Raw genomic sequence first — 25,033 nt, 5'->3', positions numbered from 1 at the left:
GATGACCACCTTCACGGAACCGCTCGAGGACCAGCTCACCGCGGACTTCTACAGCTACGAGGCCCTGCTGCCGGACGAGGAGCGCAAGATCCTCCTCAAGGCCCGTGCCTTCATGCGGGACGAGGTCAAGCCGCTGGTGAACGCGAACTGGGCCGCGGACCGCTTCCCCACGGAGCTCATCTCCCTGTTCCGCGACAGCGGCCTCGCAGGCCTCCCCTACGAGGGCTACGGCGAGCACCGCCCCGCCGTCAGCAACCTCCTCAGCGGCATGCTCGCCCTGGAGATGACCCGCACCGACGCCTCGGTGTCCACCTTCTTCGGCGTCCACAACGGCCTGGCGATGTACTCCATCCACTCGGGCGGCGACCAGGAGCAGCGGGACCGCTGGCTCCCCGAGATGGCCGCGATGGACAAGATCGGCGCGTTCGCCATGACCGAGCCGCTCGGCGGCTCCGATGTCGCGGGCGGTATGCGCACCACCGCCCGGCGCGAGGGCGACAGCTGGGTCCTGAACGGCGCCAAGAAGTGGATCGGCAACGCTACCTTCGCCGACTACGTCGTGGTCTGGGCCCGGGACGTCGACGACAACCACGTCAAGGGCTTCGTCGTCGAGAAGGGCACGCCCGGCTTCGAGCCGGTGAAGATCGAGGGCAAGATCGCCTTCCGGATCGTGGAGAACGCCGAGATCACCCTGACCGACGTCCGGGTGCCGGAGGCGAACCGCCTGCAGAACATCAACTCCTTCCGGGACGTCGCCGAGATCCTGCGCGCCACCCGCAGCGGAGTCGCCTGGCAGGCGCTGGGCGTGATGGTCGGCGCCTACGAACTCGCCCTGGACTACGCCCGGGAGCGCCGCCAGTTCGGCCGCCCGATCGGCGGCTTCCAGCTGGTGCAGGACCTGCTGGTGAAGAGCCTGGGCAACATCACCGCGTCCTGGGGCATGCTGACGCAGCTCGCCCGGCTGCAGGACGCGGGGATCTTCCGCGACGAACACTCCGCGCTGGCCAAGGCGTTCGTCACCTCCCGGATGCGGGAGGTCGTCGCCTGGAGCCGGGAGATCTTCGGCGGCAACGGCATCCTCCTGGAGCACGACATCGCCCGGTTCTTCGCCGACGCCGAGGCCATCTACTCCTTCGAGGGCACCCGCGAGATGAACACCCTGATCGTCGGCAAGTCGATCACGGGCCAGAGCGCCTTCGTCTGAGGCACATCCGATGAGGAAACCCCAGGTCCTTCGACCTGGGGTTTCCTCATGGCGCCACCTTGATGCCATCATGCCGCCATGGACCTCACGCCCTATGTCGACACACTCCGCCGGGAACTCGCGGTGGCTGCCGAAGCCGGTGGCGAGGACGCCCGCGAGCTGGCCGAGCGGCTGACCGCTCCACTGGAGTCGGCGACCCGCCTGACCCTGCTGAACGTGCTGTCCGCCGCCATGGACGAGGTCACCCGCGAACTCGCCCCCGGCTCGGTCGACGTACGGCTGCGCGGGCTCGACCCCGCCTTCGTCGTGACACCGCCACCGGCCCGCGCCGGCTTCGAGGAACCGGACCCGCGCCCGGAGCCGCCGAGGGCCCCGGCACCGGCCCCCGCGCCCGCCGACGCCGACGACGGCACCACCGCGCGGATCAATCTGCGCCTGCCCGCCCACCTCAAGGGACGCGCCGAGGAGGCCGCCGCACGCGAGGGGCTGTCGGTCAACGCCTGGCTGGTGCGCGCGGTGAACGCGGCCGTGGACGGCGGCGACCTCCGGGCCCGACCCGCCGAGCCGACCCGCAGCGGCGGCAACCGCTACACCGGCTGGGTGCGCTGACACCCCTCCCGGGAACGCCCGGCACGGCACCGCGGCCCGGAAGTTGTCCCCGGGCGCACCCCTGCTGTCCCCTCCGCGCACACGCGGCCCGGAACCCCTCCGGCGCCGCTGCGGCGTGCCTAGCGTGACGAGCGAACCGGCCGAGATCCGAGCCGGAGTATCGCTCCCCGGAGGACAACACCCATGGTCAGCATCGCCGATGTCACCGCCGCCCCCAGCCCCGACCTGCTCACCCCGGACAACTGCGCGGTGCTGTTCGTCGACCACCAGCCGCAGATGTTCTTCGGCACCGGCAGCGGCGACCGCACCGCCATCATCAACGCCACCGTCGGTCTGGCCAGAGCCGCCCGGACCTTCGACGTGCCGGTCGTACTGAGCACCGTGGCCGCCGAGTCCTTCTCCGGCCCGCTCCTGCCGCGGCTCGCGGAGGTCTTCCCCGGGCAGAAGCCCGTCGACCGCACCTCCATGAACGCCTGGGAGGACGTGGCCTTCGTCGAGGCGGTCAAGGCCACCGGGCGACGCAAGCTCGTCATCGCCGGTCTGTGGACCGAGGTCTGCGTCGTCCTGCCCGCGCTCTCCGCGCTCGCCCAGGGCTACGAGGTCTACGTCGTCACCGACGCGTCCGGCGGCGTCAGCCCGCAGGCCCACGAGCACGCGGTCCAGCGGATGATCCAGGCCGGGGCGGTCCCGGTCACCTGGGTGCAGGTGCTCCTGGAGTTGCAGCGCGACTGGGCCCGTACCGAGACGTACGGCGCGGTCACGGACGTGGTGAAGGAGCACGGCGGCGCCTACGGCCTCGGCATCGTCTACGCGCAGGCCGTCATCGGCGCCCACGCCGCCGGCTGATGCCCGCCGGGCCGGTGGCCGCCGCACGTATCATCGCGCGGTGGACACCGGGGTGGGGATCGCGGCGCCGTTCGGCCGGCTGCTGCGCGCGTTACGGCAGAGCCGTCGGCTGACGATCGAGGAGCTGGCCGAGGCCTCCGGGGTGTCGGGGCGTGCCATCGGTGACATGGAGCGGGGCAAGAGCCGCCGTCCGCACCGGGGCACGGTGACCGCGCTCGCCCAGGGCCTGGAACTGGACGAGGCGGCGCACGCGGACCTTCTGGCCGCCGCCCGCGCCGCCCGTCCCGGGGCACGGGCCGCCGGGTCCCTCAAGGCCTCGCCGCACACACTGCCGAGGGGCGTGCGCGACTTCGTCGGACGGCATGAGGAACTGGCGGTGCTGCGCGCCCTGGCGCAGGAGGCCGCCGACAGCGGGCCGACGCCGGCCGGGGGGCCGAGGGTGCCGCCGGCGGCCGTGGTGTGCGGCCCGCCCGGCAGCGGCAAGACGACGCTGGCGGTCCGGCTGGCCGAGGAGCTGGCGTCGTCCTGCCCCGACGGGGCGTTCCTGGTGGACATGCGGGGGCTGGACGAGCGGCCGCTCACCGCGGAGCAGGCCGTGTCGGGGCTGCTGGGCTCGTGGGGCGTGGGGGACGCCGAACTGGCCCGGCTCGGCACCGAGGAGCGGCTCGCCCGCTACCAGGAGATCGCGGCCGGGCTCCGCGCGGTCCTGGTGCTGGACAACGCGGGCGGCGAGGCCCAGGTCAGACCGCTGCTGCCCCGCGAGGGGCGGCTGCTCGTGGTGGTGACGAGCCGCCGTGCCCTCGCCGGTCTGGAAGGGATGCGGCGCGTCGAACTCGGCGGGCTGAGCCGGCAGGAGTCCGCCGCCCTGCTGCGGGCCGTCGTGGGCGGCGGGCGTGTGGACGCCGAGCCGTCGGCGGCGGACGTGGTGACCGAGCTGTGCGGTCGTCTGCCCCTGGCCCTCAGGGTGGCGGCCAACTGGGCTGCCACCCGCACCAACTGGAGCCTGCGGCGCCTGGCCGACCGGCTCGCCGACGAGGACCGCAGGCTGGACGCGCTCAGCGCGGGCGATCTGCGGATCAACTCCGCCTTCGCGCTGTCCTACTCCCGGCTCGCCCCCGAGGCCGCCCGGATGTTCCGGCTGCTGTCGCTCGTCCCGGGTGGGGACTTCAGTGTGGCACCGGCCGCCGTGCTCGCCGGTGTGCCGCTGCCCGACGCCGAGGATCTCCTGGAGGAACTGCTGGAGGCGGGGCTGCTGATGACGTCCCGTCAGGACCGCTATCGGCTGCACGACCTGCTCCGGCTGTACGCGGCCTCCCGTCACCGCACGGAGGACGGTGAGGAGAGGTCGCTCGCCGCGCGGTCCCGGCTGCGGCACTGGCTGCTGGAGACCGCCGTCCTCGCGGGCCGCTGGTACGAGCCGGACTACGGCAGGCCCGCGCCGGACCCCGGCCGGCTGGTCGCCCTGGACGACCGTGAACAGGCGGCGCGCTGGATCAAGGCGGAGGGCGACGCGTGGCTCGCCGCGTTCCGGGAGGCCGCGGCGCGGGGCGAGCACGCGCGGGTCGTCGAGGTCGCTGAGGCCATGCACTGGTTCTCCGACCACTGGGTGTCCTGGGGTCATTGGACCGAGGTCTACGAGCGTGCCGCGACGGCCGGGGCGGCGCTGGACGACGCCGGTCTGGAGGCGACCCACCGCAACTACCTCGCCTGGGCGTACTGGGCCTGCGCCCGCCGGCACGACGAGGCGGTGGAGGCGGCCGAGGACGCGCTGCGGCTCGCGGGGGCGGCCGGGAACGTCCTTCAGCAGGCGTGGGCCCACGCCTATCTCGGCTGGCTGCGGGACGCCGTCGGCGACATGCCGCCCGCCGCCGACCACTACCACCGGGCCCTGGAGCTGTTCACCGAGGCGGACGACGTCACCGGGTATCTGCAGGTGTCCTGCGGGGTGATCAGGGTGCTGCGCGGGGCGGGCCGGGCCCGGGCGGCGGTCGAGACCTACCAGGGCATCCTGGACGCCCTCGCGGATCCCCGTCATCACGACCGGATCCCGCCCAACGTACGGGACTTCACCCTGCTGTCCGCCGTCTACTCGGTGTCGTTCGTTCATCTCGGCCAGGGGCAGTGGCAGGAGGCGGCGGACGCGCTTCGCTCCGTACGCGGGCAGTTCGACGCCCGCGGCTGGTACAGGCAGGCGGGCAAGGTCCATCTCCATCTGGGCCAGGCCCTCGCCCATCTCGGCGAGAGGGCCGGGGCCGCCGCCGAGTACCGCGCCGTCCTCGCCCTCGGCGACCGCGTCCCCGCGGACGTACGCGACGAGGCCCACGCGGGTCTCGCCGCCCTGGCCGCGGGCCGCCCGGCACCGGCCGGCCCGCTCGTGCAGTGAGGGCCGGCCGGTGCGCCCGGAGGCTAGGGCTTGCGGCCCGTGGTGGAGCCGAAGCCGAGCCAGGTGTGGCGGTTGTTCCACCAGCACCAGCCGACCTTCGGGGCCTCGCGGCGCTCGCGGCCGTCACGGCCGGTGCCGTTGCTGATCCAGATCGCCGGGGTGCGCGCGTCGAACGTGCCGTTCGGCTTGCGCAGCCGGGAGCCGATGGTCATGAAGCACAGATTGCGGTCCAGGGCAGCCGGTTGCTGGAGCACCCAGTGGATGCCCTCGGCGAGCAGCAGCGGGGTGCGGTCCTGCTCGGTGAGGGCGGGCAGTGCCTCGTCCGGGCTCCAGTTGCTCATGTGGTCACCGCGGTCTAGGCCGGTGAGGACGTAGAGCGGGGCGTCGGGCAGTTCGACGCCGGTGGGGGCGAACTCGTCGACGTCGGACATGTCGACGACGACGAAGCCCGGCTTGCCCTCGCGGCGGAGCAGCGGGGCGAGGGCGGAGGCGGGCGCCCGGTCGGGGTGAACGGCGAGCAGGGCGCCCTCGCTGCCCACAGAGGCCTCGGCGTCGGCCGCGTATGTACGGATCTCGGCGGCCGACAGGCCCGCGATCTCGTGCACCCCCGTCTCGATCAGTCGCTCCGCCTGTGCGCTCAGGGCCGGGAGTACGGGCAGAACGGCGGTGGTTCCGGGCGTGGTCTCGGGCACGATGCTCCCTGGGTCGGCGGCGTGAACAGTGAGGCAACGCGGCGAGCTGCCGGGACGTTCCCGGAATCAGGCATCACATCGGCCGGAAAGACCGTTCCGCTGCCACTCACGGGGCGTCACCCCGTAGGCCGCCCGGAAGGCACGGCTGAAATGGCTGGGGCTCACGAAGCCCCAGCGGCGGGCGACGGTCGCGACCCCGTGGCCCAGGGCCGGGGACCGCAGCAGATCCCTGCGGCACCGTTCGAGGCGCTGCGTCCGGATCCACTCCCCCACCGTGACGCCCTCCAGCTGGAACAGCTTGTGCAGGTAGCGGACCGACATGAAGTGCGCGGCGGCGATCCCCGGCGGGGCGAGGCCGGGGTCGGACAGGTGGCGCAGGATGTGGTCCTGCACGCGTACGAGGGTGGCCGCGGCGGTCTCCGGGGCCCGGGTGGTGAAGCGGCCGCTGCGCTCGTTGATCAGCAGTGCCAGCAGGTCGAGCGCGGTGGCGGCGAACTGGCGGCCCGCGACGGGGTCGAAACCGGCCGCTTCCCGGGCCAGACGCGCGAAGTAGGTCGCCACCAGTGCGGCACCGCCCTCCCGGCCGGAGAACGCCGTCGCGGTCACCGCCCGCAGATCGTCGTCCCGCACGCGGAGGTCCTCGCGGGGGAAGTGGAAGGAGGTGAAGGAGAAGCTGTCCTGCACCTTCTTGCGGAACAGCCGGGAGGAGTCCGAGAGGGAGAAGTCACCCGGGCCCATCCGGGCCTCCCTGCCGTCCTGTTCCTTGAGGGAGCTGCCCCGCTGCTGAAGGGTGAGGATGAGGAACTCCTTCCCGTCCCGGGCGATCAGCCGTTTGCTGCGTGTCACGACCTGCGGGCCCGCCTGGACGTGCGCGATCCGTAAGGAGCCCAGCTCGTTGCTGACGATCCTGCCGGGCGACGGGTCCTTCTCGAGGAGGTGCACATCGAGCGGGACGAAGGTGTGTGACACGGCGTGGTGCCAGCGCTCCGTCCGGTCGGCCGCCGGCAGTGACGCGGTGCAAAGGACGACGGCCACCTGATTCCCCTCCGGGCACGGTCAAGGGCCGGCAGCTCGGTTCCGCTGCCGGCCCTGACGATGTCACCACCCCGGCCGAGGACCGTCCAGGAAGAATCGGAGGAAGAATTCGCTCACTTCTGTTCGGTCACTTCTGATCGGTCACTTCTGATCGGTCACTTCTTCAGGAAGGCGAGCAGCGCCGAGTTGACCTCCTCCGCGTGGGTCCAGAGCAGACCGTGCGGGGCGCCCTCGATCTCCACGTAGTCGGCGGCCGGAAGGGCCTTGTGGAACCGCCGCGCCGTCCCGTCCACCGGCAGGATGCGGTCGCCGGTGCCGTGCAGGATCAGGGCCGGCACGTCGATCGCCGGGATGTCGGCCCGGAAGTCGGTGTACCAGGTGGAGGGCGCGGCGGACGCGGCGAAGAAACCACCGCCCGCCGCGACGTTCCAGCTGTTGCGGACGGCCTCCTCGCTGATCCTGGTGCCGAGGTTCTCGTCGAGGTTGTAGAAGTCGTTGTAGAAGTTCGTGTAGTACGCGTACCGGTCCGCCTTCACGGCCGCGACGATCTCGTCGAAGAACTCCTTCGGGGCGACCCCGCCCGGGTTGTCGTCCGACTTGAGCAGGCAGGGCTCCAGCGAGGCGAGGAAGGCGACCTTGGCGACCCGGCCGGAGCCGTACGTCGACACATAGCGGGCGACCTCGCCGGTGCCCATCGAGAAGCCGACGAGGACGGCGTCGCGCAGGTCGAGGGTCTCCATCACGGTGTTCAGGTCGGCCGCGAAAGTGTCGTAGTCGTAGCCGGTCGTCGGCTGGGAGGACTGCCCGAAGCCGCGCCGGTCGTACGTGATCACGCGGTACCCGGCGTCGAGCAGGACGGCGCTCTGCCGCTCCCAGGAGTGCCCGTCGAGCGGGAAGCCGTGGATGAGGACGACCGGCTGCCCGGATCCGTGGTCCTCGTAGTACAGGTCGATGGCGGTGGAGTTCTCCTGGCCCACGGTGATGTACGGCATGCGCTGCTTCCTCGTTTCGGGAGGGCGGTTGGAAGGAATGCGGCCACGCTAGGCCGGAGGCCGGGCGGGCGGTTGCCGTGCAGCGCACGACTCCTTGACCGGGCGCGCACTCCCGTCAGTCTGCAACAGGAGCGGAAAGGTTTGCCGTCACGACTCCGCAGGAAATGGGCCTGGCCCGCCCTTCTCATTGACGGGAATGGCACGGGGTGAAAATCTCAGGGCGTGCAGGTGACAATTCGAGAGGTCGCGCAGGCGGCCGGCGTGTCCCCCTCCACCGTGTCCCGGGCGCTGTCCCCGGACGGGACCGTGAGCGCGGCCACCCGGGACCGGGTGCAGGCGGCGGCCGACCGCCTCGGCTACCAGCCCAACCGAGCGGCCCGGGGCCTGATCACCGGGCGCACCGGGGCCGTGGGTCTGATCGTGCCTGATCTGCTGAACCCGTTCTACGCGGAGGCCTGCAAGGGGGCACAGGCCCGGGCCCGGGGGCTCGGTCACTCGCTGATCGTGAGTGACGCCGAGCGCGACGAGGGCCTCGAGATGGACGCGATCCGCACGCTGGCCCCGCAGGTGGACGGCATCGTGCTGACCGCGTCCCAGCTGAGCGACGAGGAACTGGGGTCGCTGAGCCGGCTCACCGCCAAGCCGGTGGTGCTGCTGCACCGTCGGGAGCCCGGGTTCCCGAGTGTCACGGCCGATCTGGCCGAGGGGATGACGGACGCCCTGACCCATCTGCACGCGCTCGGCCACCGCCGGATCGCCTATGTGGGCGGCCCCCGCAGCACATGGGAGGCGCGGGAGCGGGCGGCCGGGGTGGATGCGATGGCGCGGGGCGGCACGATCGACCTGGTTCAGGTGGGCAGTGTGGCCCCGCACTTCGACGGGGGCATCACGGGCGCGGCGGACGTGGTGCTGGCCGGCGGGGCGACCGCGGTGGTCGCGTTCAACGACATCGTCGCCTTCGGGCTGATCAGCCGCTTCACCGCGCGCGGGGTCCGGGTGCCGGACGACATGAGCGTGGTGGGCTGCGACGACATCGCCCTGTCCGGCATGGCCGCGCCCCCGCTGACCACGGTCTCGGTACCCAAGGCGCACGCCGCGCGGGCCGCCGTGGACCTGCTGTTCCGCACGCTCAGGACCCCCGAGGTCGAGGGCGAGGAGCCGATCCAGCGCGTGCTGCCGACCCACCTCGTCGTACGCGGTTCGACGGCGGCGCTGACAAAGCGCTGAGCGGAGCCGACGCGGGGCGACCCGCCGTTCCGACGGCGGGCACGGTCAGCCCTGCGGCACGCTCGTGTGGAACTTGTCCCACATCTCGCTCGCCGCGGCCCGTACGCCGGACTTGCCGAAGATGATGTCCTGGTAGACGCGCCGGAACTCGTTCTTGTCCTCGTCCGCGCCGGACGGGGCCGGGGGCAGGGGCGGTGCGAGGTCGCCCCGGACGTCGTCGACGTAGCGGGCGATGACCCGGTCGCCGCCGGTGAGCTTCGGTGCCAGCCGGTCGAGGTTGCGCTGGTTGGGCGGCAGTCCGCGGACCACTCCGAGCGCCTCGGCCGCCCCGGGGTCGTTGACCAGGAAGTCGATCAGCAGCGCGGCCTCGCGGCTGTGCGGGGAGGTGCGCCGGACGCACAGTGAGGACGAGGCGGCGACGGCCATCCCCGGCGGCGCCGACGCCGACACCGTAGGGAAGGGGATGGGGGTGACCGCGCCGTAGGTCTCCCAGTACGACGTGCCCGAGGAGGTGATCTGGAACTCGGCGGTGGACAGCTTCCGCACGAGCGCCCGGTCGCCGGCCCCACCGCTGAGCGAGGACGCGGTGACGGGCGGCGGAGTGAAGACGCCCTTGTCCAGCAGGCGCTGCATGAGCTCCCAGTAGCCGCGCAGATCGGCCTCGGAGAAGCCGGTGGAGCCGTCGCCGGTGTAGAGCGACTTGCCGCGCTGCACCAGCCAGACGTGGAAGCACTCGACGTAGGCGCCGAAGTCGGTCAGCGGTGAGCGGCCGGGCACGGCCCGCTTCAGCTTCGGGCCGACATCGGTGAGCAGGTCGTCCCAGGTCCAGCCCGCTTTCGGGATGCCGACCCCGGCCTTGCGCCACAGGGCGGGGTCGATGAACAGGGCGGTGGTGGCGACGCCCGTCGGGATGCCGACCAGCTTCCCGTCGACCTGGCCGGTCTGCTGGAAGAGGCGGGGTATGCGGCTGCGGGAGATCGCCGAGAACCGCGGCTCGGCGAGGTCCGCGAGCACGTCACGGTCCGCGTAGGTGCGCAGGTAGGCGACGTCCATCTGCATGACGTCGGGTCCGCCGCCGGCCGCGACCTGGGTGGCGAGCCGCTGGAGGTAGGCGTCATACCCGGCGTACGAGGTGGCCACCTTGATCTTCGGATGGCGCAGTTCGAAGAGCCGCACGGCCTTCTCGGTGGCCAGGTTGCGGTCCTCGGAACCCCACCACTGGAAGTCGAGCGTCACCGTGCCGTCGGCGGAGACATCGCGCGCGCCGCAGCCGGTGGCGGCCGAGGCCACCGGGAGGGCCGCGAGCGAGGCCAGCAACCGCCGGCGCGACAGCCCGGTGGTCGGGAGCGGGGACGGGGAACGGCGTACTGGAGACATCGCGGCCCTTCGGTCGGCTGGAGTGCAAACGTTGCCACTCTGTTTCCGGTTGGCCGGGAAGCTACGCCCCCTGCGCGGGCTCCGTCAATCGTGCCGACCGAATTTGACCTGCGGAGTGAAGGCTCGACGGAGGGAGGCAGACAGGTGCGCCCGACCTCTTGCCGACTGAAAACAACGCATGCAATCGTTGCCACCCGTTGTCCAGCCCCCGCCGTGTAGGAGGGCTCCGATGAGCCAGGCGACCGCTCCGCCCCGTCCCATGCCGCCGCCGAGCGGTGCCCTCCCCGCCGCGCGGCATCCGAGTCGGCGCCGTCGTTCCCAAGCCGTGTCGGGTCATGTGTTCCTGGCGCCCTGGCTGATCGGCACGCTGGTGCTGACGCTGGGTCCGATGGTGATCTCGCTGTATCTGTCGTTCACCGACTACGACTTGTTCTCCCGGCCGCGCTGGGTGGGACTGGCGAACTACCGCTACATGCTGGAGGACGACCGGTTCCTGACCTCGGCCGGTGTCACCCTCGAGTACGCCCTGATCGGTACCCCGTTGAAGCTGGCCGCCGCGCTCGCCGTGGCGCTGCTCCTGAACCGGGCGAGCCGCGGGGTGGGCCTGTACCGGGCGGCGTTCTACGCGCCCTCACTGCTCGGCGCGAGCGTCAGTGTCGCCCTGGTGTGGCGGGCGCTGTTCGCCACGGACGGTGCGACCGACCGCTCGCTGGCGTTCTTCGGTGTGCACGTCGGCGGTTTCACCGACAACCCGGACTACGCCCTGTATCCGCTGGTCCTGCTGACGGTCTGGCAGTTCGGCGCGCCGATGGTGGTGTTCCTCGCGGGGCTGAAGCAGATCCCGAAGGAGCTGTACGAGTCGGCGTCGCTGGACGGCGCGGGCCGGATGCGGACGTTCTTCTCGATCACGCTGCCGATGCTGTCCCCGGTGCTGTTCTTCAACCTGGTGCTGGAGATCATCCACTCCTTCCAGGCGTTCACCCCGGCGTTCGTGATCAGCGGCGGCACCGGAGGCCCCTCGGACTCCACGCTGCTGTACTCGCTCTACCTCTACCAACAGGCCTTCGCGAGCTTCCACATGGGCTACGCCTCGGCGATGGCGTGGGTCCTGCTGGCCGTCATCGCGCTGATCACGTACGCCGTCTTCCGCAGCGCCCGGCTGTGGGTCTTCTACGCACAGGAGGACGCGTCGTGACGACGACCGCGGCATCCCCCGCCCCCGCTGAGCGCACTTCGTTGCGGACCTGGGCCTGGCACGCCGTCTGCGTGGTGATCGGGCTCGTCCTGCTCTACCCGGTGCTGTGGCTGCTCACCGCGTCGTTCAAATCCGGGGAGGAGGTCATCTCCAACCTGAGCCCGATTCCGAAGGTGTTCACGCCGGGCAACTACACCGAGGCGGTCGACGGTGTCAGCGGCCTGACCCTGTGGCGGCTGTTCGGCAATTCGCTGCTCGTCTCCGTCGGCACGGTGGTCGGCAACGTCCTGTCCTGCTCGCTCGCCGCCTACGCTTTCGCCCGGCTCCGCTTCCGCGGCCGGGGCCTGTACTTCGCGCTGATGATCGGCACCCTGATGCTGCCGGCGCATCTGATGCTGATCCCGCAGTACGTGATCTTCCAGGAGCTCGGCATGGTGGGTACGTATCTGCCGCTGATCCTGCCGAAGTTCCTCGCCACGGAGGCGTTCTTCGTCTTCCTCGTCGTGCAGTTCATCCGCTCGCTGCCGGCCGAGCTCGACCAGGCGGCGGCGATCGACGGCTGCGGCCCGTACCGCACCTTCTGGCATGTGATCATGCCGCTGCTCAAGCCGGCGATCGTCACGACGACGATCTTCTCCTTCATCTGGAGCTGGAACGACTTCTTCTCCCAGGTGATCTACCTGGTGGAGCCGGAAACCTACACGCTCCAGCTCGGGCTGCGGATGTTCGTCGACATGGACGGCAGCGCCATGTTCGGCCCGATGTTCGCGATGTCGGTCCTCACCCTGGTTCCCGTGCTGCTGTTCTTCCTCGCCTTCCAGCGGCTGCTGGTGGAGGGCGTGCAGACGACCGGTCTGAAGGGCTGAGAGGACAACGCGCCATGACCCGTACGTGGTTCGCCCGCTTCGCCGACTGCCTGCTCCTCGGCGTCCTGCTGCTGCTCGCCTCGCTGCCGGTGGTCACCGCGTTCCCGGCGCTGGTCGCGGGATGCGCGGTGCTGCGCGAACAGGCCGGTGACGGCGAGGGGGTGACGGTCGGGCACTTCCTGAGGCGGTTGTGTGCGGTGCTGAGGTCGGGGCCCGCCGTGTGGGCCGTGCCCACCGCCGTACTGGCGCTGCTGTGGCTGGACGCGCTGGCCCTGGACGCCCGGGGCCCCGGCCCCGGTGCCGCCTTCGCCGCCGCCACGGCGGTCCTCGCGGCGCTGGGGCTGCGCTGCGCCGCCGCCTGGCGGGAGGGAACGCCCTGGCGTACGACGCTCGCCGTCGTGTTCCGGTCGGTGCCGCGGCATCCGCTCGCGCCCGTCCTGCTCGCCGGGGCCGTCGCCGCCGCGGTCGTGCTGCTCGCCCTGACCCCGGTCGTGCTGCTGGTCGTCCTCGGCCCGCTGGCCTTCGCGGCGACGGCGGCGGACGCCTGGCGGCCCGTGACACCCTGAACCACCCCCGCACCTTCCCTCCCTCCCCTCCCGTCCTCTCCCGTCCTCCCCCGTCAACCGAAGGAGACCTGCATGTCGTCCGACACCGCACGCCGCCGAGCCGCCGTGGTCGGCCTGGGTGCCCGTGCCCGGCTGTTCGCCCAGGCGCTGGCCGGTCCCTACGCGGACCGGTTCGAACTGGCCGGCTTCTGCGATGTCAACTCCCACCGCATGGCGGTCCACAACGCGTGGCTCGCGGACGCCCACCCGGAGCGCTCCCCCGTACCGGCGTACGCGGCCGAGGACTTCGAGGAGATGCTGCGCCGCGAGCGCATCGACCTGGTCGTGGTGTGCACGGTGGACCACACCCACGACCACTACATCGTGGCCGCCCTGGAAGCGGGCTGCGACGTGGTCACCGAGAAACCCATGACCACCGACTCCGACAAGGCCCGCCGCATCCTGGAAGCACAGCGGCGCACCGGACGCGAGGTCCGGGTCGCCTTCAACTACCGCTACAACCCGGCGCATTCGGCCGTACGGGAACTGATCTCCGCGGGTGAGATCGGCGAGGTCGGCTCGGTGCACTTCGAGTGGCTGCTCGACCTGCGGCACGGCGCCGACTACTTCCGCCGCTGGCACCGCGACAAGGCCAACTCCGGCGGCCTGATGGTGCACAAGTCCACCCACCACTTCGACCTGGTCAACTGGTGGCTGGGCACCCGCCCGGAGACGGTCTTCGCGCAAGGAGGCCTGTTCTTCTACGGCGACGAGGCCGGCCGGCGCCGGAACCTCGCCCAGGAGTACGACCGCGCCCATGGCTCCCCGGCCGCCGAGGCCGATCCGTTCGCCGTGCACCTGTCCGACTCGTCCGTGCTCAGCGCGCTGTACCTGGACGCGGAGGCGGAGGACGGCTACCACCGCGACCAGAACGTGTTCGGCCCCGGGGTGACGATCGAGGACGACATGGCGGTGCTGGTCCGCTACGCCACCGGCGCGACCCTGACGTACCACCTGACCGCGTACTCCCCGTGGGAGGGCTACCGGGTCGCCTTCAACGGCAGCAAGGGCCGTCTGGAGCTGCTGGTGGAGGAGTCGACATGGACCCCGCCCCGGGTGCGGACGAACAGCCCCGAGCCCGTCCTGCACGGTGCCGAGGCCGAGGACACCGCCGGACGTACCGAGCTGCTGCTGCGCCCCTTCTGGGAAGAGCCGCGCGAGATCAAGGTGGCAAGTGGTGAGGGCGGGCACGGCGGCGGTGACGTACGCATGCTGGAGGATCTGTTCGGCACCCGGGCCCCGGACCCCCTGCACCGCGCGGCGGACGCGGCCGACGGCGCCCAGTCCCTGGTCACGGGTCTGGCCGCGAACCGCTCCTTCGAGACGGGACTCCCGGTGCGGACAAGGGACTTGCTCCCGCCGGACTGATCGTGAAGGCGTCGCACCACACGTCCCCGGCGTGGCACCATCGGCGGCATGGAAGGATTTGTGACACCCGATCAGATCGACGCCCGTAAGTCCCGGGCCTTCGCCGCCGCCGTCGCCGCGGGGCGTGACCTGGGGCTCACGGTGTCCGACGCGAGGGTGATCTACGACGTGTTCTCCGTCGTGGTGCACCTCGCTCCGTCGCCGGTGGTGGTGCGGGTGCCGACCGTCCTGCCGTCGTACGCCGATCCCGCGTTCCAGGCGGCTCGGCAGCGGCAGGAGCTCGATGTCGTGGCGTGGCTCGCGGAGCAGGGCCACCCGGTGATTCCGCCGAGCCCGCTCGTGCCGCGCGAGCCGGTGCCGCGCGACGGCTTCTCCATGACCTTCTGGCAGTTCGTCGAGCTGGACCAGAGCGCCGAGCCGGACTACGCACACCACTCCGCACTGGTCGCCGACCTGCACGCCGCGCTGCGCGCGTACCCCGGTGAGCTGCCGTTCCTGTCCTCGGCCGAACCGCGTTTCGTCTCCGAGGGGCTCGCCCTGCTCGAAGGACGGCCCGACCTGCTGGAGCCGGCCGACCTCGACCGCGCCCGGCGCGAGTGGGAGATCCTGGAGCCCGTCGTCAGCTCACGCGCGGCATTCGAGGCGGCGTTCCCCGGCATCGACTTCCAGCCGATCCACGGGGACTCCCCCGCCGCCAACATCGTCTCCGCCACGGACGGCGAGCTGTACTCCGACTTCGAGCTGACCACCCTCGGCCCGGTCGAATGGGACCTGGCGGCCCTCGGCCCCGAGTGCGAGGCCGCGTACAACACGGCCGCCGAACGCCGGGGCCTGCGGCAACTCGACGAGGGCGTGCTGCGCTTCGTCAACGCCGTGGGCATGTCCCGCGCGGTGGCCTGTCTGGCGCTCTCCCCGCGACTGCCCCTGCTCGTGGAGGCGCTGAAGCCGGCGGTGGAGCAGTGGCGGGCGATGCCGTTCGCGGGTGGTATGGGCGCTGAGTGACCCGGCCTCCGCTCACTCCGGCAACGGCCGGTCGTCCACCACGTGCTTCATGACGAGGGTGGACGTCAGCCGCTGGATGCCGGGGAGGCGGGCGAGCTGCTGATCGTAGAGCTGCTGGAAGGCGGCGAGGTCGGTGGTGGCGACACGCAGGAGGTAGTCGGGGTCGCCGAACAGGCGCTGGGCCTGGAGCACATGGGGGACGGCGGCCACCCCCTCCTCGAAGGCCGTGACGGTGTCGGCGTCCTCCCAGCGCAGGGTGACGAAGACGAGGGCCTCGAAATTGAGGCCCACGGCGACCGGGTCGACGACCGCGCGGTACCCGCGGATCGCGCCCTCGCGTTCGAGATCGCGCAGGCGGCGGTGGCAGGGGGAGACGCTCAGCTTCACGCGCGCGGCGAGCTCGGTGACCGTGAGACGGCCGTCCAACTGCAGCTCGGTAAGAATTTTCCGGTCCAGGGCATCCATGAAGAAGATTCTGCCCCAGATCCCGCGATCAAGGAGTAAAGAAGGGAACACCTTCGGGCAAATCCGGCCTAGCCTTCCTCACGCAAGACAGCATGTGAGAAAGGCAGACCGATGGACACGACGACGCTGGCGGCTTTCCTGGCAGTGGATCTGCTGCTGGTGTTCACACCCGGCGCCGACTGGGCCTATGCGATCGCCGCGGGACTCAGGGACCGGTCGGTCGTGCCGGCCGTCGCCGGGCTGATAGCCGGGTACGCGGGATACACGCTGCTCGCGGTCGCGGGTCTGGTGGTGATCGTGGCGAGTTCGACGACCCTGCTCACCGCGCTGACCGTGGCCGGGGCCGGCTATCTGGTGTGGCTCGGCTGGGGTGTGCTGCGGCAGCCGGCCACGCTGACGGCGACCGAGGCAGTGGCGGGTTCCGGCCCGGGGGCGGGCGCCTCCCGGGTGCGGGTCATGCTCAAGGGAGCCGGGATCAGCGGCCTCAACCCGAAGGCGCTGCTGCTCTACTTCTCGCTCTTCCCGCAGTTCATCGACCCCACGGGCGGCTGGCCGGTCGCCACGCAGACCGGCCTGTTCGGCACGCTGCACATGACCGTCTGCGCCGTCGTCTACCTCGCGGTGGGCGTCCTGGCCCGTACGGTCCTGAGCACCAGGCCGTCCGCGGCCCGGGCGGTCACCCGCACGTCCGGTGCGCTGATGATCGCCATCGGCGGGTTCCTGCTGCTGGAACAGCTCGCCGGCTGACACACCCGTCGCCCCCCTGGTACGTACCCCCGCGATGTCCGTCGAAGGAGAGCACGTGGAAAAGCCGGCACAGCAGGAACAGGCACAAGAGGAACAGGCACAGCAGGAGCAGGCGAGCCCCGAGACGGAGGCCCGGGTCCGGGAGAGCTTCGGACGGCAGGGGCTGATGGCACACCTGGGCGCCCGGATCACCCGGGTCGCGCCCGGCCGTGTCGACATCGAGCTTCCGGGGCGTCCGGAAGTCACGCAGCAGCACGGCTACTTCCACGCGGGCGCCACCAGCGCGATCGCGGACAGCGCGGGCGGCTACGCGGCGCTCACCCTCTTCCCCGAGGGCACGGACGTGCTCACCGTCGAGTACAAGATCAACCTCCTCGCCCCGGCCGCCGGCGACCGCCTCGAAGCGGTCGGCACGGTTCTGGGTCGGTCCGCGGGCGTCAGCGGAGGATCACCGTGCGTCTGCCCTGGACGAAGACCCGGCCCTCGCAGTGCCAGCGGACCGCCCGGGCCAGGGCCGCCGACTCCGCGTCCCGGCCGATGGCGACGAGGTCCTCGGGGGTGTGGCTGTGGTCGACGTCCCTGACCTCCTGGGCGATGATCGGGCCCTCGTCGAGGTCGGCGGTGACGTAGTGGGCGGTCGCTCCGACGAGTTTGACGCCGCGTTCGTGGGCCTGGTGGTAGGGCTTGGCGCCCTTGAAGCTCGGCAGGAACGAGTGGTGGATGTTGATCGCCCGGCCGGCCAGCCGGGAGCACAGCCCGTCCGAGAGGACCTGCATATAGCGCGCCAGCACGACCAGGTCGACGTCGAAGGAGTCGACGAGTTCGAGGAGCCGGGCCTCGGCCTCGGGTTTGGTCGCGGCGGTGACCGGGACGTGGAAGAACGGGATGCCGTGCCAGGTGACGAGGGCCTCGTGGTCGCGGTGGTTGGAGACCACGGCGACGACATCGACGGGCAGGTCACCGCTGCGGGCGCGGAAGAGCAGGTCGTTGAGGCAGTGGCCGTAGCGGGACACCATGACCAGTACGCGGCGCCGTGTGCTGACGGGTTCGAGGAGCCACCGCATGGCGAAGGGGGCGGCCACGGCGGCGAAGTCGCGGCGCAGGGTCTCCGTCCCGGTCTCGCCGTCGGCGGTGGCGAAGCGCACCCGCATGAAGAAGTGGCCGTCGCGGCGGTCGCCGAACTGCTGGTTGTCGATGATGTCGCTGCCGTGTTCCAGCAGGAACCGCGAGACGGCGTGGACGATGCCGGGAGCCTCGGGGCAGTCGAGGGTCAGCACATGCTCTGTCTGGGGTGACGCCGTCTGGGGCGAGGTGCTCATCAGGGCACCTCCGGGCCACGGAACTCGCTCATGGCGTCGATGAGCCAGCGCGCCAGATGGTCGGCGAACGAGGAGCGCGGGAGCAGCTGGTAGGCCGGCGCGTCGTCGAGCTGCCGGAGCAGTACCGCGACCGGGCCCACCGTGGTCGACACCGCCCGGCCCGGTCCGAAGGCGCGGGGATGCAGGTCCAGGGGACAGCCCTTCTCCAGCACCTGCCGGGCGGACGGGCCGCGCAGCTCCAGGGTGGTGCGGTTGGCGGAGACGTCCACGATCGAGCCCGGGTCCGCCCCGAGCGCCTCGCGCAACTCGGCGGTCAGGGCGGCTCCGTCGATCCGGGAGATCACGAGCCACTCGTCGGGCCCGAGCCATACGGCCGTGTGCGGGCCGGACGCGGTGGTGTGCCCACACTCGCCCGGGAGCCGTGTCCCCAGGGTCTTCTCGATACGTACGGCCGTCTCGGAACCGGGGTCGACGCGCACGTTCACCATGGTGAGGAACGGCCGCTCCATGAGGGTGACGCCCCGGGCTCCGGTGACGGCGGCGGCGCGCATCCGGTCCTCCAGGTGCGCCAGGGGACTACTGCGCAGGGCCACCGGGCCCGCGTCGATCGTCTGCTCAGCCATCTCGTTTGGTCCCTTCGGGGTCGTAGAGGACGCATTCGGCCACCTCGACGGGCACCAGGTCCTCGCCCACCGGAGCGAGCAGGGTCTGGCCGATCCTGGCTCGTCCGTCGGCGACGAGGGCCAGGGCGAAGGGGCGGCCGAGGGCCGGGCTGTGGTAGCTGGAGGTGACATGGCCGAGCATCGGCACGGGCACCGTCTCCAAGGAGACATCCGACGCGACGAGTTGGGTGCCCTCGGGCAGCCGGGTCGTACGGTCGCTGGGCAGCAGGCCGACCAGGTGCTTGCGGTCGCTGCGGGAGGTGTCCGCGCGGGCGAAGGACCGCTTGCCGATGAAGTCCTTCTGCTTGGAGACCACCCAGGACATGCCCGCGTCCTGCGGGGTGACCGTGCCGTCGGTGTCCTGCCCGACGATGATGTAGCCCTTCTCGGCCCGCAGGACGTGCATGGTCTCGGTGCCGTAGGGGGTGATGCCGTACGGCCGGCCGATCGCGTCCACCTCCTCCCACACCGCGAGGCCGTACCACGCGGAGACGTTGATCTCGTAGGCGAGTTCGCCGGAGAAGGAGATCCGGCAGATGCGGGCGGGGACGCCGGAGGCCAGGGTGGTCTCGCGGAAGGCCATGAAGGGGAAGGCCTCGTTCGACAGGTCGACGTCGGGGGCGAGATGGGCGACGACCTCGCGGGACCGCGGACCGACCACGGCGATCGTCGACCACTGCTCGGTCACCGAGGTGCAGTACACGTCCAGTTCGGGCCACTCGGTCTGCAGCCACTCCTCCAGCCAGTCCAGGACTCCGGCGGCTCCGCCGGTCGTGGTGGTCATGAAGTAGCGGTCGTCGTCGAGGCGCAGGGTCACACCGTCGTCGAAGATCATGCCGTCGGGCTTGCACATCACGCCGTAGCGGGCCGTGCCGGGCTTCAGCTTCTTGAAGGCGTTGGTGTAGACGCGGTTGAGGAACTCGCCCGCGTCCGCGCCCCGGATCTCGATCTTGCCGAGGGTGGAGGCGTCCATGAACGCCACTCCCTCGCGGGCGGCGCGGCATTCACGGGCCACCGCCGTGTCCATGTCCTCACCGCACTGCGGGTAGTACCGGGGGCGCTTCCACTGCCCGACGTCCTCGAACTCCGCGCCGTGCGCGACATGCCAGCCGTGGATGGACGTGGTGCGTTCGGGGTCGAACAGCTCACCGCGGTCCCGGCCGGCCAGCGCGGCGAAGGCGATCGGTGTGTAGGGCGCCCGGTAGGCCGTGGTGCCGATCTCGCCCGGCGAGCCGCCGAGGATCTCGGCGATCACCCCGATCGCGTTGACACCGGAGGTCTTGCCCTGGTCGTTCGCCGTGCCGAGCGAGGTGTAGCGCTTGACGTGCTCGACGCCCCGCATCCCGGCCCCGGTGGAGCGCAGGACGTCGGCGACGGTGACATCGCGTTGCAGGTCGACGAAGTGGGTGTCCCCACCGTCGTCGAGGCCCGGCACCAGCCACAGGGCGCGCATGTGAGGACGGGCCTCCTCCTGCGACGCCGTCGGCACGGGCACCGGGAACCCGGCCTCCGTGGCGGCCGTCGCACCGGCCCGCCTCCCCTCGGCCAGGCAGCCGTCGAGGCCGTACGTCCCGCGCGCCGCCCCCACGACCTGCTGCCCGCGTACGGCGCCTTCGGGGACGAACGCGACCAGTTCCTCGTCCCAGCGCAGCCGCCCCTGCCGCTGGCTGTGCAGATGCACCACCGGGCTCCACCCGCCCGACACGGCGAGCAGGTCGCAGTCGAACGACTCCGGTTCACCCCCGTCGAGGGCCCGGACGGTGACACCCGTGATGCGCCTGTCCCCCTCGGTCGCGACCACCGCGCTGCCCGTCAGCACCCGCACCCCGGTCGCCGAGGCGGCCTCGGCCGCGCGCGAGGACAGCTCGGCGCGCGCGTCCACCACGGCGGCGACGGGGATGCCCGCCCCGTGCAGAGCGGCGACCGTGTCGTAGGCACTGTCGTTGGTCGTGCTCACCACGGCCCGCGAACCCGGGGCCACGGCATAGCGGTCGAGGTACGTCCGCACGGCCCCGGCGAGCATCACCCCGGGCCGGTCGTTGCCGGCGAAGACCAGCGGACGCTCGTGCGCACCGGTCGCCAGGACCACCTGACGGGCCCGGATGTGCCACAGCCGCTGCCGGGAGATGCCTTCCGGCGTTCCGAGGTGGTCGGTGCGCCGCTGAAGGGCCAGGACGTAGTTGTCGTCGTAGGAGCCGAAGGCCGTGGTGCGGGGCAGCACGACGACCTCGGGGGCCGCGTCGAGGGCCGCCCGGACATCGGCGACCCACTCGGTGGCGGAGAACAGCGAACCGCCGGGCTCGGGCTGGTCGTCGACGAGGATCACCCGGGCGCCGGAGCCCGCGGCAGCGGCGGCCGCCGCGAGTCCGGCCGGTCCGGCGCCGACCACGAGGACGTCGGTGTGGACGTACTTCTTGTCGTAGACGGCGGGGTCGGGCGTCGGGTCGAGCCGGCCCATTCCCGAGAGGGTGGTGGCGGACAGGCCGTCGTACAGCTCCACCGTCGTCGCCGGGAGCATGCCTTCCGAGCAGGGGCCGTCGAGCTGCACCAGGGCGTTGGGTTCCTCGGGCCCCGCGGCGACGATGCCGCGCGGGCGGCCCCGGTAGAGGGACGGGGCGACCTCGACGAGGCCGTTCGCCAGCAGGGCCGAGGCGAGGGTGTCGCCGGGGTGGCCGGTCAGTTCCCGGCCGTCGACGGTGAACCGCAGCACGGCGCCGCGGTCGATACGGCCGCCCTGGGGGAGCCGGAAGCGCTGGTCGGTCATCGGTTCCCTCCGGGACGGGGCTCGTCGAGGCGGTACGAGGTCAGCACCTCGTGGGTGGCGGTGTCGCGCAGGACGTTGAACCAGCGGCGGCAGCCGATGCTGTGCATCCACCGTTCCGCGAAGGGGCCCTTGGGGTTGTCCCGGTAGAAGACGTACGCGGCCCACTGCTCGTCGGTGAGTTCGCCCGGGTTCTCGGGGTGGGGGACGTGGGCCTGGCCGCCGTAGTGGTACTCGGTCTCGTCGCGCGGACCGCACCAGGGGCAGGTGATGAGCAGCACGGTGGTGTCCTCCTCAGTGGGCCACGGCCGCCGCGCCGTGTTCGTCGATCAGGGCGCCCGTGGTGAAGCGTTCCAGGGCGAAGGGGGCGTTCAGCGGATGCGGCTCACCGGTGGCGAGGGTGTGCGCGAAGGTCCAGCCGACGGCCGGGGTGGCCTTGAAACCGCCGGTGCCCCAGCCGCAGTTGACGTAGAGGTTCTCGACGGGGGTCCGGCCGATGATCGGGGAGGCGTCCGGGGTGACGTCGACGATGCCGCCCCAGGTGCGCAGGACGTGCGCGCGGGCGAAGACGGGGAACAGCTCGACGGCGGCGGCCATCTGCCGCTCGATGACGTGGAAGGAGCCGCGCTGCCCGTAGCCGTTGTAGGAGTCGACGCCGGCGCCCATCACCAGCTCGCCCTTGTGGGCCTGGGAGACGTAGACGTGCACGTGGTTCGACATCACCACCGTCGGGTGCACCGGCTCGTGCAGCTCGGAGACCAGCGCCTGCAACGGATGGGACTGCACCGGCAGCCGTACGCCCGCCCGTTCGGCCAGCACGCTGCTGTGCCCGGCCGCCGCGAGGCCGACCCGCCCGGCGTGGATGCGGCCCCGGTTCGTCTCGACGCCCACGACGCGGTCGCCGTCCTTGAGGAAGCCGGTGACCTCGCAGCCCTGGATCAGGTCCACGCCCAGCTCGTCGGCGCGGCGGGCCAGCGCCCAGGCGACGTGGTCGTGCTTGGCGATGCCGGCCCGGGGCTGGAAGGTGGCGCCGAGGACCGGGTAGCGGGTGCGGGGCGAGACGTTGAGGATGGGGCAGACCTTGGCGACCTCGTCCGGTTCGAGCCACTGGGCGTCGACTCCGTTGAGCCGGTTGGCGTTGGCCCGGCGCACGCCCTCGCGGACGTCCTGGAGGGTGTGCGCGAGGTTAAGGACGCCTCGCTGGCTGAACAGGAAGTCGTAGTCCAGCTCCTCGGGGAGCCGCTCCCACAGTTTCAGCGCGTGTTCGTAGATCGCCGCGCTCTCGTCCCAGAGGTAGTTGGAGCGGATGATCGTGGTGTTGCGGGCCATGTTGCCGCCGGCCAGCCAGCCCTTCTCCAGGACGGCGATGTTGGTGATGCCGTGGTTCTTGGCGAGGTAGTAGGCGGTGGCCAGGCCGTGGCCGCCCGCGCCGACGATGACGACGTCGTACGAGGAGCGCGGCTCGGGGGTGCGCCACAGGAAGTCCGGGTGCTCCGGCAGCGGCTGGGCGGTCATGCGGCGCCTCCGTTCGCGTGGGACAGGTGGGGGTAGAGGGGGAAGGCGGCGGCGAGCCTGCCGACCCGGGCGCGCAGTGCGTCCTCGGGCTGTTCGCCCTTGAGGGCCTGGGCGATGATGTCGGCGACCTCGCGGAACTCGGCGTCGCCGAAGCCGCGTGTGGCCAGGGCCGGGGTGCCGATGCGCAGCCCCGACGAGACCATGGGCGGGCGGGGGTCGAACGGCACCGCGTTGCGGTTGACGGTGATGCCGACGCGGTGCAGCCGGTCCTCGGCCTGCTGCCCGTCGAGCGCGGAGTTGCGCAGGTCGACGAGGACGAGGTGGACCTCGGTGCCACCGGTGAGCACCGTGATCCCGGCCTCGGCGACGTCGTCGGCGAGCAGCCGTCCGGCGAGGATGCGGGCGCCGTGCAGGGTGCGCTGCTGGCGTTCTTTGAACTCCTCCCCCGCCGCCACCTTGAAGGCGACCGCCTTGGCCGCGATGACATGCTGCAGCGGGCCGCCCTGCTGGCCGGGGAAGACCGCCGAGTCGATCTTCTTGGCCAGGCCGGCCCGGCTGAGGATCACACCGCCGCGCGGACCGCCGAGGGTCTTGTGCGTGGTGGTCGTGACGACGTCGGCGTACGGCACCGGGCTGGGGTGGAGGCCGGCGGCCACCAGCCCGGCGAAGTGCGCCATGTCGACGAGGAGATACGCGCCCACCTGGTCGGCGATCCGCCGGAACGCGGCGAAGTCCAGCCGCCGGGCGTAGGCCGACCACCCGGCGACGATCATCCGGGGCCGGTGCGCGAGGGCGAGTCGCTCGACCTCGTCCATGTCGACGCGCAGATCCGACGCGCGCACGTGGTACGGCACGACGTCGTAGAGCTTGCCGGAGTAGTTGAGGCGCATGCCGTGGGTCAGATGGCCGCCGTGCGCCAGGTCGAGCCCGAGGATGGTGTCGCCCGGGTCGAGCAGCGCGGACATCGCGGCGGCGTTGGCCTGGGCGCCCGAGTGCGGCTGGACGTTGGCGTGCTCGGCGCCGAACAGTTCCTTCACCCGGGCGATGGCCAGCCGCTCGACGGCGTCGACGTGTGCGCAGCCGCCGTAGTAGCGGCGGCCCGGGTAGCCCTCGGCGTACTTGTTGGTCAGGACCGAGCCCTGGGCCTCCAGGACGGCGGCCGGGGCGAAGTTCTCCGAGGCGATCATCTCGAGGGTGGACTGCTGGCGGTGCAGCTCGGCGTGCACGGCGGTGGCGACGTCCGGGTCGAGTTCGCCGAGCGTCAGGGCGAGGGGGGAGGCGAGTGTGCTGGTCGACGGGCTGGTTGCCATCTGTGCACCATCCTGGTGGCCGACTAATGCGCAACTGATATATCAGGCTCTGCGGTACGGTATGGGAGCTCGCCGGACAGGTCAAGGGGGCATTCATGCAGCAGCTGGCGACCGAGCCCAAAGGCGGACAGCCGAGCGTCGGAGAGCCCGGGAGCGAGGAGCTGTCGCTCGCCGAGCGGGCCTACCGCGCCATCCGCGACCGGCTCGTCATGCTCGAGATCCGCCCGGGCGCGCCGATCCACGAGGAGCAGCTCGCGCAGTCCCTCGGCGTCGGACGGACACCGGTGCGCGAGGCCCTCAAGCGGCTCCAGTACGAGCGGCTGATCACGACCTTCCCCCGGCGCGGCACCTTCGCCACCGAGGTCAACATCACGGACCTGGCCCATATCTCCGAGGTGCGCCAGGAACTGGAGCCGCTGGCCGCCGCCCAGGCCGCGCGCCGCGCCACGGCCACGGACCGGGCGGTCCTGACGGCCCTGCGGCAGGAGCTGGCGAGCGCGCACTCCGCCCGGCACGACGACACCGCGCTCATGCACCTGGATCTCCAGGTCCACCGCGCCGTCTACGCCGCCGCGCACAACCCTTACCTGGAGGACACCCTCGTCCGCCACGACAACCTCGCCACCCGCATCTGGTGCCTGTTCCTCGACCGCCTGTCGGACATGGCCGGTCACGTCGAGGAGCACGGTCCGCTGATCGAGGCGATCGTGGCGGGCGAACCGGAGAAGGCGGCGCGGCTCGCCCGCGGTCATGTCGAGGGGTTCGAGCGGGCGATCCGCGCGGCCATCTGAGAACACGATCGCCGGCGGCGGGGAGGGTAGACAGAAGCCGCGAAGGGGTACTCGGCGGCACC

At 71.6% G+C, this 25,033-nt stretch carries 23 protein-coding genes and 1 pseudogene; 13 read left to right on the top strand and 11 right to left on the bottom strand.

The features are described from left to right. The first annotated feature begins 1 nt into the window (after nt 1). The 4 genes from KJK29_RS34470 (at nt 2) to KJK29_RS34455 (ending at nt 5,042) form a co-directional block, all read left to right on the top strand. Nucleotides 2-1,204 carry an acyl-CoA dehydrogenase family protein gene (locus KJK29_RS34470; protein ID WP_215123094.1) on the top strand — a complete coding sequence of 401 codons (1,203 nt, stop codon included), beginning with the start codon at nt 2-4 and terminating at the stop codon, nt 1,202-1,204. Nucleotides 1,205-1,282: 78 nt separating this feature from the next. Beyond that, nucleotides 1,283-1,813 carry a toxin-antitoxin system HicB family antitoxin gene (locus KJK29_RS34465; RefSeq protein ID WP_215123093.1) on the top strand — a complete coding sequence of 177 codons (531 nt, stop codon included), beginning with the start codon at nt 1,283-1,285 and terminating at the stop codon, nt 1,811-1,813. Between the two features lie 183 nt (nt 1,814-1,996). Then, entirely contained in the window at nt 1,997-2,659 is a 663-nt protein-coding gene (locus KJK29_RS34460; RefSeq protein WP_215123092.1) for a hydrolase, read from the top strand. A 40-nt stretch (nt 2,660-2,699) separates the two neighbouring features. Beyond that, nucleotides 2,700-5,042 carry a helix-turn-helix domain-containing protein gene (locus tag KJK29_RS34455; RefSeq protein ID WP_215123091.1) on the top strand — a complete coding sequence of 781 codons (2,343 nt, stop codon included), beginning with the start codon at nt 2,700-2,702 and terminating at the stop codon, nt 5,040-5,042. A 23-nt stretch (nt 5,043-5,065) separates the two neighbouring features. On the opposite strand, the gene KJK29_RS34450 is transcribed toward KJK29_RS34455, so the two are convergent. From KJK29_RS34450 to KJK29_RS34440, 3 genes are all read right to left on the bottom strand, one after another. Next, entirely contained in the window at nt 5,066-5,734 is a 669-nt protein-coding gene (locus KJK29_RS34450) for a DUF5701 family protein (RefSeq protein ID WP_215123090.1), read from the bottom strand. 66 nt (nt 5,735-5,800) lie between these two features. Beyond that, a complete protein-coding gene (locus tag KJK29_RS34445) occupies nt 5,801-6,769 on the bottom strand; it encodes an AraC-like ligand-binding domain-containing protein (RefSeq protein WP_215123089.1) in 969 nt (322 codons plus the stop codon). Between the two features lie 155 nt (nt 6,770-6,924). Further along, nucleotides 6,925-7,761: an alpha/beta fold hydrolase gene (locus KJK29_RS34440; protein ID WP_215123088.1), complete on the bottom strand. Its 837-nt coding sequence runs from the start codon at nt 7,759-7,761 to the stop codon at nt 6,925-6,927. A gap of 228 nt (nt 7,762-7,989) precedes the next feature. Between KJK29_RS34440 and KJK29_RS34435 the strand changes: the two genes are divergently transcribed. Then, nucleotides 7,990-8,988, top strand: a complete 999-nt coding sequence (locus KJK29_RS34435) for a LacI family DNA-binding transcriptional regulator (RefSeq protein ID WP_251058007.1) — start codon at nt 7,990-7,992, stop codon at nt 8,986-8,988. A 45-nt stretch (nt 8,989-9,033) separates the two neighbouring features. Here KJK29_RS34435 and KJK29_RS34430 read toward each other — a convergent pair whose 3' ends face one another. Further along, the gene (locus tag KJK29_RS34430) at nt 9,034-10,365 is read right to left on the bottom strand and encodes an ABC transporter substrate-binding protein (protein ID WP_215123086.1); all 1,332 of its coding nucleotides are present in this window, start codon (nt 10,363-10,365) and stop codon (nt 9,034-9,036) included. Nucleotides 10,366-10,594: 229 nt separating this feature from the next. On the opposite strand from KJK29_RS34430, the gene KJK29_RS34425 reads away from it, so the two are divergent. The 5 genes from KJK29_RS34425 to KJK29_RS34405 all read left to right on the top strand — a co-directional run bounded on the left by KJK29_RS34425 (nt 10,595) and on the right by KJK29_RS34405 (nt 15,401). After that, nucleotides 10,595-11,560: a carbohydrate ABC transporter permease gene (locus KJK29_RS34425; RefSeq protein WP_215123085.1), complete on the top strand. Its 966-nt coding sequence runs from the start codon at nt 10,595-10,597 to the stop codon at nt 11,558-11,560. Beyond that, nucleotides 11,557-12,426 (top strand): carbohydrate ABC transporter permease, encoded by an 870-nt coding sequence (locus KJK29_RS34420; protein ID WP_251058006.1) that lies wholly within the window; start codon nt 11,557-11,559, stop codon nt 12,424-12,426. The genes KJK29_RS34425 and KJK29_RS34420 overlap by 4 nt, the downstream gene beginning before the upstream one ends. 14 nt (nt 12,427-12,440) lie before the next feature. Next, nucleotides 12,441-12,992, top strand: coding sequence for a hypothetical protein (locus tag KJK29_RS34415; RefSeq protein WP_215123083.1), 552 nt, complete (start codon nt 12,441-12,443; stop codon nt 12,990-12,992). A 72-nt stretch (nt 12,993-13,064) separates the two neighbouring features. Next, nucleotides 13,065-14,399 (top strand): Gfo/Idh/MocA family protein, encoded by a 1,335-nt coding sequence (locus KJK29_RS34410; protein ID WP_215123082.1) that lies wholly within the window; start codon nt 13,065-13,067, stop codon nt 14,397-14,399. Between the two features lie 48 nt (nt 14,400-14,447). Continuing rightward, entirely contained in the window at nt 14,448-15,401 is a 954-nt protein-coding gene (locus KJK29_RS34405; protein WP_215123081.1) for a phosphotransferase, read from the top strand. 12 nt (nt 15,402-15,413) lie between these two features. On the opposite strand, the gene KJK29_RS34400 is transcribed toward KJK29_RS34405, so the two are convergent. Continuing rightward, a complete protein-coding gene (locus tag KJK29_RS34400; protein ID WP_184599130.1) occupies nt 15,414-15,866 on the bottom strand; it encodes an Lrp/AsnC family transcriptional regulator in 453 nt (150 codons plus the stop codon). A 111-nt stretch (nt 15,867-15,977) separates the two neighbouring features. Between KJK29_RS34400 and KJK29_RS34395 the strand changes: the two genes are divergently transcribed. Then, the gene (locus KJK29_RS34395) at nt 15,978-16,613 is read left to right on the top strand and encodes a LysE family translocator (RefSeq protein ID WP_215123080.1); all 636 of its coding nucleotides are present in this window, start codon (nt 15,978-15,980) and stop codon (nt 16,611-16,613) included. Between the two features lie 34 nt (nt 16,614-16,647). Further along, a pseudogene (locus tag KJK29_RS39465) lies at nt 16,648-17,034 on the top strand (PaaI family thioesterase); the annotation flags it as partial. A gap of 16 nt (nt 17,035-17,050) precedes the next feature. On the opposite strand, the gene purU reads toward KJK29_RS39465, so the two are convergent. From purU to KJK29_RS34360, 6 genes are read right to left on the bottom strand one after another with little or no spacing between them, the layout of a single operon-like run. Beyond that, nucleotides 17,051-17,932 (bottom strand): formyltetrahydrofolate deformylase, encoded by an 882-nt coding sequence (gene purU, locus KJK29_RS34385; protein WP_215123079.1) that lies wholly within the window; start codon nt 17,930-17,932, stop codon nt 17,051-17,053. Then, a complete protein-coding gene (locus KJK29_RS34380) occupies nt 17,932-18,555 on the bottom strand; it encodes a sarcosine oxidase subunit gamma (protein ID WP_215123078.1) in 624 nt (207 codons plus the stop codon). Before KJK29_RS34380 ends, purU begins: the two co-directional genes overlap by 1 nt. Beyond that, nucleotides 18,548-21,358 (bottom strand): sarcosine oxidase subunit alpha family protein, encoded by a 2,811-nt coding sequence (locus KJK29_RS34375; RefSeq protein ID WP_215123077.1) that lies wholly within the window; start codon nt 21,356-21,358, stop codon nt 18,548-18,550. Before KJK29_RS34375 ends, KJK29_RS34380 begins: the two co-directional genes overlap by 8 nt. Next, nucleotides 21,355-21,636, bottom strand: a complete 282-nt coding sequence (locus KJK29_RS34370) for a sarcosine oxidase subunit delta (protein ID WP_215123076.1) — start codon at nt 21,634-21,636, stop codon at nt 21,355-21,357. The genes KJK29_RS34375 and KJK29_RS34370 overlap by 4 nt, the downstream gene beginning before the upstream one ends. Nucleotides 21,637-21,649: 13 nt before the next feature. After that, on the bottom strand, nt 21,650-22,870 hold the full coding sequence (locus KJK29_RS34365) for a sarcosine oxidase subunit beta family protein (RefSeq protein ID WP_215123075.1): 1,221 nt from the start codon (nt 22,868-22,870) through the stop codon (nt 21,650-21,652). Then, nucleotides 22,867-24,180 (bottom strand): serine hydroxymethyltransferase, encoded by a 1,314-nt coding sequence (locus tag KJK29_RS34360; protein ID WP_215123074.1) that lies wholly within the window; start codon nt 24,178-24,180, stop codon nt 22,867-22,869. The genes KJK29_RS34365 and KJK29_RS34360 overlap by 4 nt, the downstream gene beginning before the upstream one ends. A 95-nt stretch (nt 24,181-24,275) precedes the next feature. Here KJK29_RS34360 and KJK29_RS34355 point away from each other — a divergent pair, with 95 nt between their 5' ends. After that, nucleotides 24,276-24,971 (top strand): GntR family transcriptional regulator, encoded by a 696-nt coding sequence (locus KJK29_RS34355; RefSeq protein ID WP_215123073.1) that lies wholly within the window; start codon nt 24,276-24,278, stop codon nt 24,969-24,971. Nucleotides 24,972-25,033 lie beyond the last annotated feature (62 nt).

The sequence above is a fragment of the Streptomyces koelreuteriae genome (genome assembly GCF_018604545.1).
Taxonomy (GTDB): domain Bacteria; phylum Actinomycetota; class Actinomycetes; order Streptomycetales; family Streptomycetaceae; genus Streptomyces; species Streptomyces koelreuteriae.
Note: the sequence above shows the minus strand (reverse complement) of the source record. Positions and strands in the feature narration are given on the sequence as shown.

Coding starts and splice junctions, on each gene's coding strand:
- KJK29_RS34395 (WP_215123080.1), top strand. CDS start 15,978: ATGGACACGACGACGCTGGCGGCTTTCCTGGCAGTGGATCTGCTGCTG.
- KJK29_RS34440 (WP_215123088.1), bottom strand. CDS start 7,761: ATGCCGTACATCACCGTGGGCCAGGAGAACTCCACCGCCATCGACCTG.
- KJK29_RS34400 (WP_184599130.1), bottom strand. CDS start 15,866: ATGGATGCCCTGGACCGGAAAATTCTTACCGAGCTGCAGTTGGACGGC.
- KJK29_RS34425 (WP_215123085.1), top strand. CDS start 10,595: ATGAGCCAGGCGACCGCTCCGCCCCGTCCCATGCCGCCGCCGAGCGGT.
- purU (WP_215123079.1), bottom strand. CDS start 17,932: ATGAGCACCTCGCCCCAGACGGCGTCACCCCAGACAGAGCATGTGCTG.
- KJK29_RS34470 (WP_215123094.1), top strand. CDS start 2: ATGACCACCTTCACGGAACCGCTCGAGGACCAGCTCACCGCGGACTTC.
- KJK29_RS34410 (WP_215123082.1), top strand. CDS start 13,065: ATGTCGTCCGACACCGCACGCCGCCGAGCCGCCGTGGTCGGCCTGGGT.
- KJK29_RS34465 (WP_215123093.1), top strand. CDS start 1,283: ATGGACCTCACGCCCTATGTCGACACACTCCGCCGGGAACTCGCGGTG.
- KJK29_RS34360 (WP_215123074.1), bottom strand. CDS start 24,180: ATGGCAACCAGCCCGTCGACCAGCACACTCGCCTCCCCCCTCGCCCTG.
- KJK29_RS34405 (WP_215123081.1), top strand. CDS start 14,448: ATGGAAGGATTTGTGACACCCGATCAGATCGACGCCCGTAAGTCCCGG.
- KJK29_RS34375 (WP_215123077.1), bottom strand. CDS start 21,358: ATGACCGACCAGCGCTTCCGGCTCCCCCAGGGCGGCCGTATCGACCGC.
- KJK29_RS34430 (WP_215123086.1), bottom strand. CDS start 10,365: ATGTCTCCAGTACGCCGTTCCCCGTCCCCGCTCCCGACCACCGGGCTG.
- KJK29_RS34355 (WP_215123073.1), top strand. CDS start 24,276: ATGCAGCAGCTGGCGACCGAGCCCAAAGGCGGACAGCCGAGCGTCGGA.
- KJK29_RS34415 (WP_215123083.1), top strand. CDS start 12,441: ATGACCCGTACGTGGTTCGCCCGCTTCGCCGACTGCCTGCTCCTCGGC.
- KJK29_RS34380 (WP_215123078.1), bottom strand. CDS start 18,555: ATGGCTGAGCAGACGATCGACGCGGGCCCGGTGGCCCTGCGCAGTAGT.
- KJK29_RS34460 (WP_215123092.1), top strand. CDS start 1,997: ATGGTCAGCATCGCCGATGTCACCGCCGCCCCCAGCCCCGACCTGCTC.
- KJK29_RS34365 (WP_215123075.1), bottom strand. CDS start 22,870: ATGACCGCCCAGCCGCTGCCGGAGCACCCGGACTTCCTGTGGCGCACC.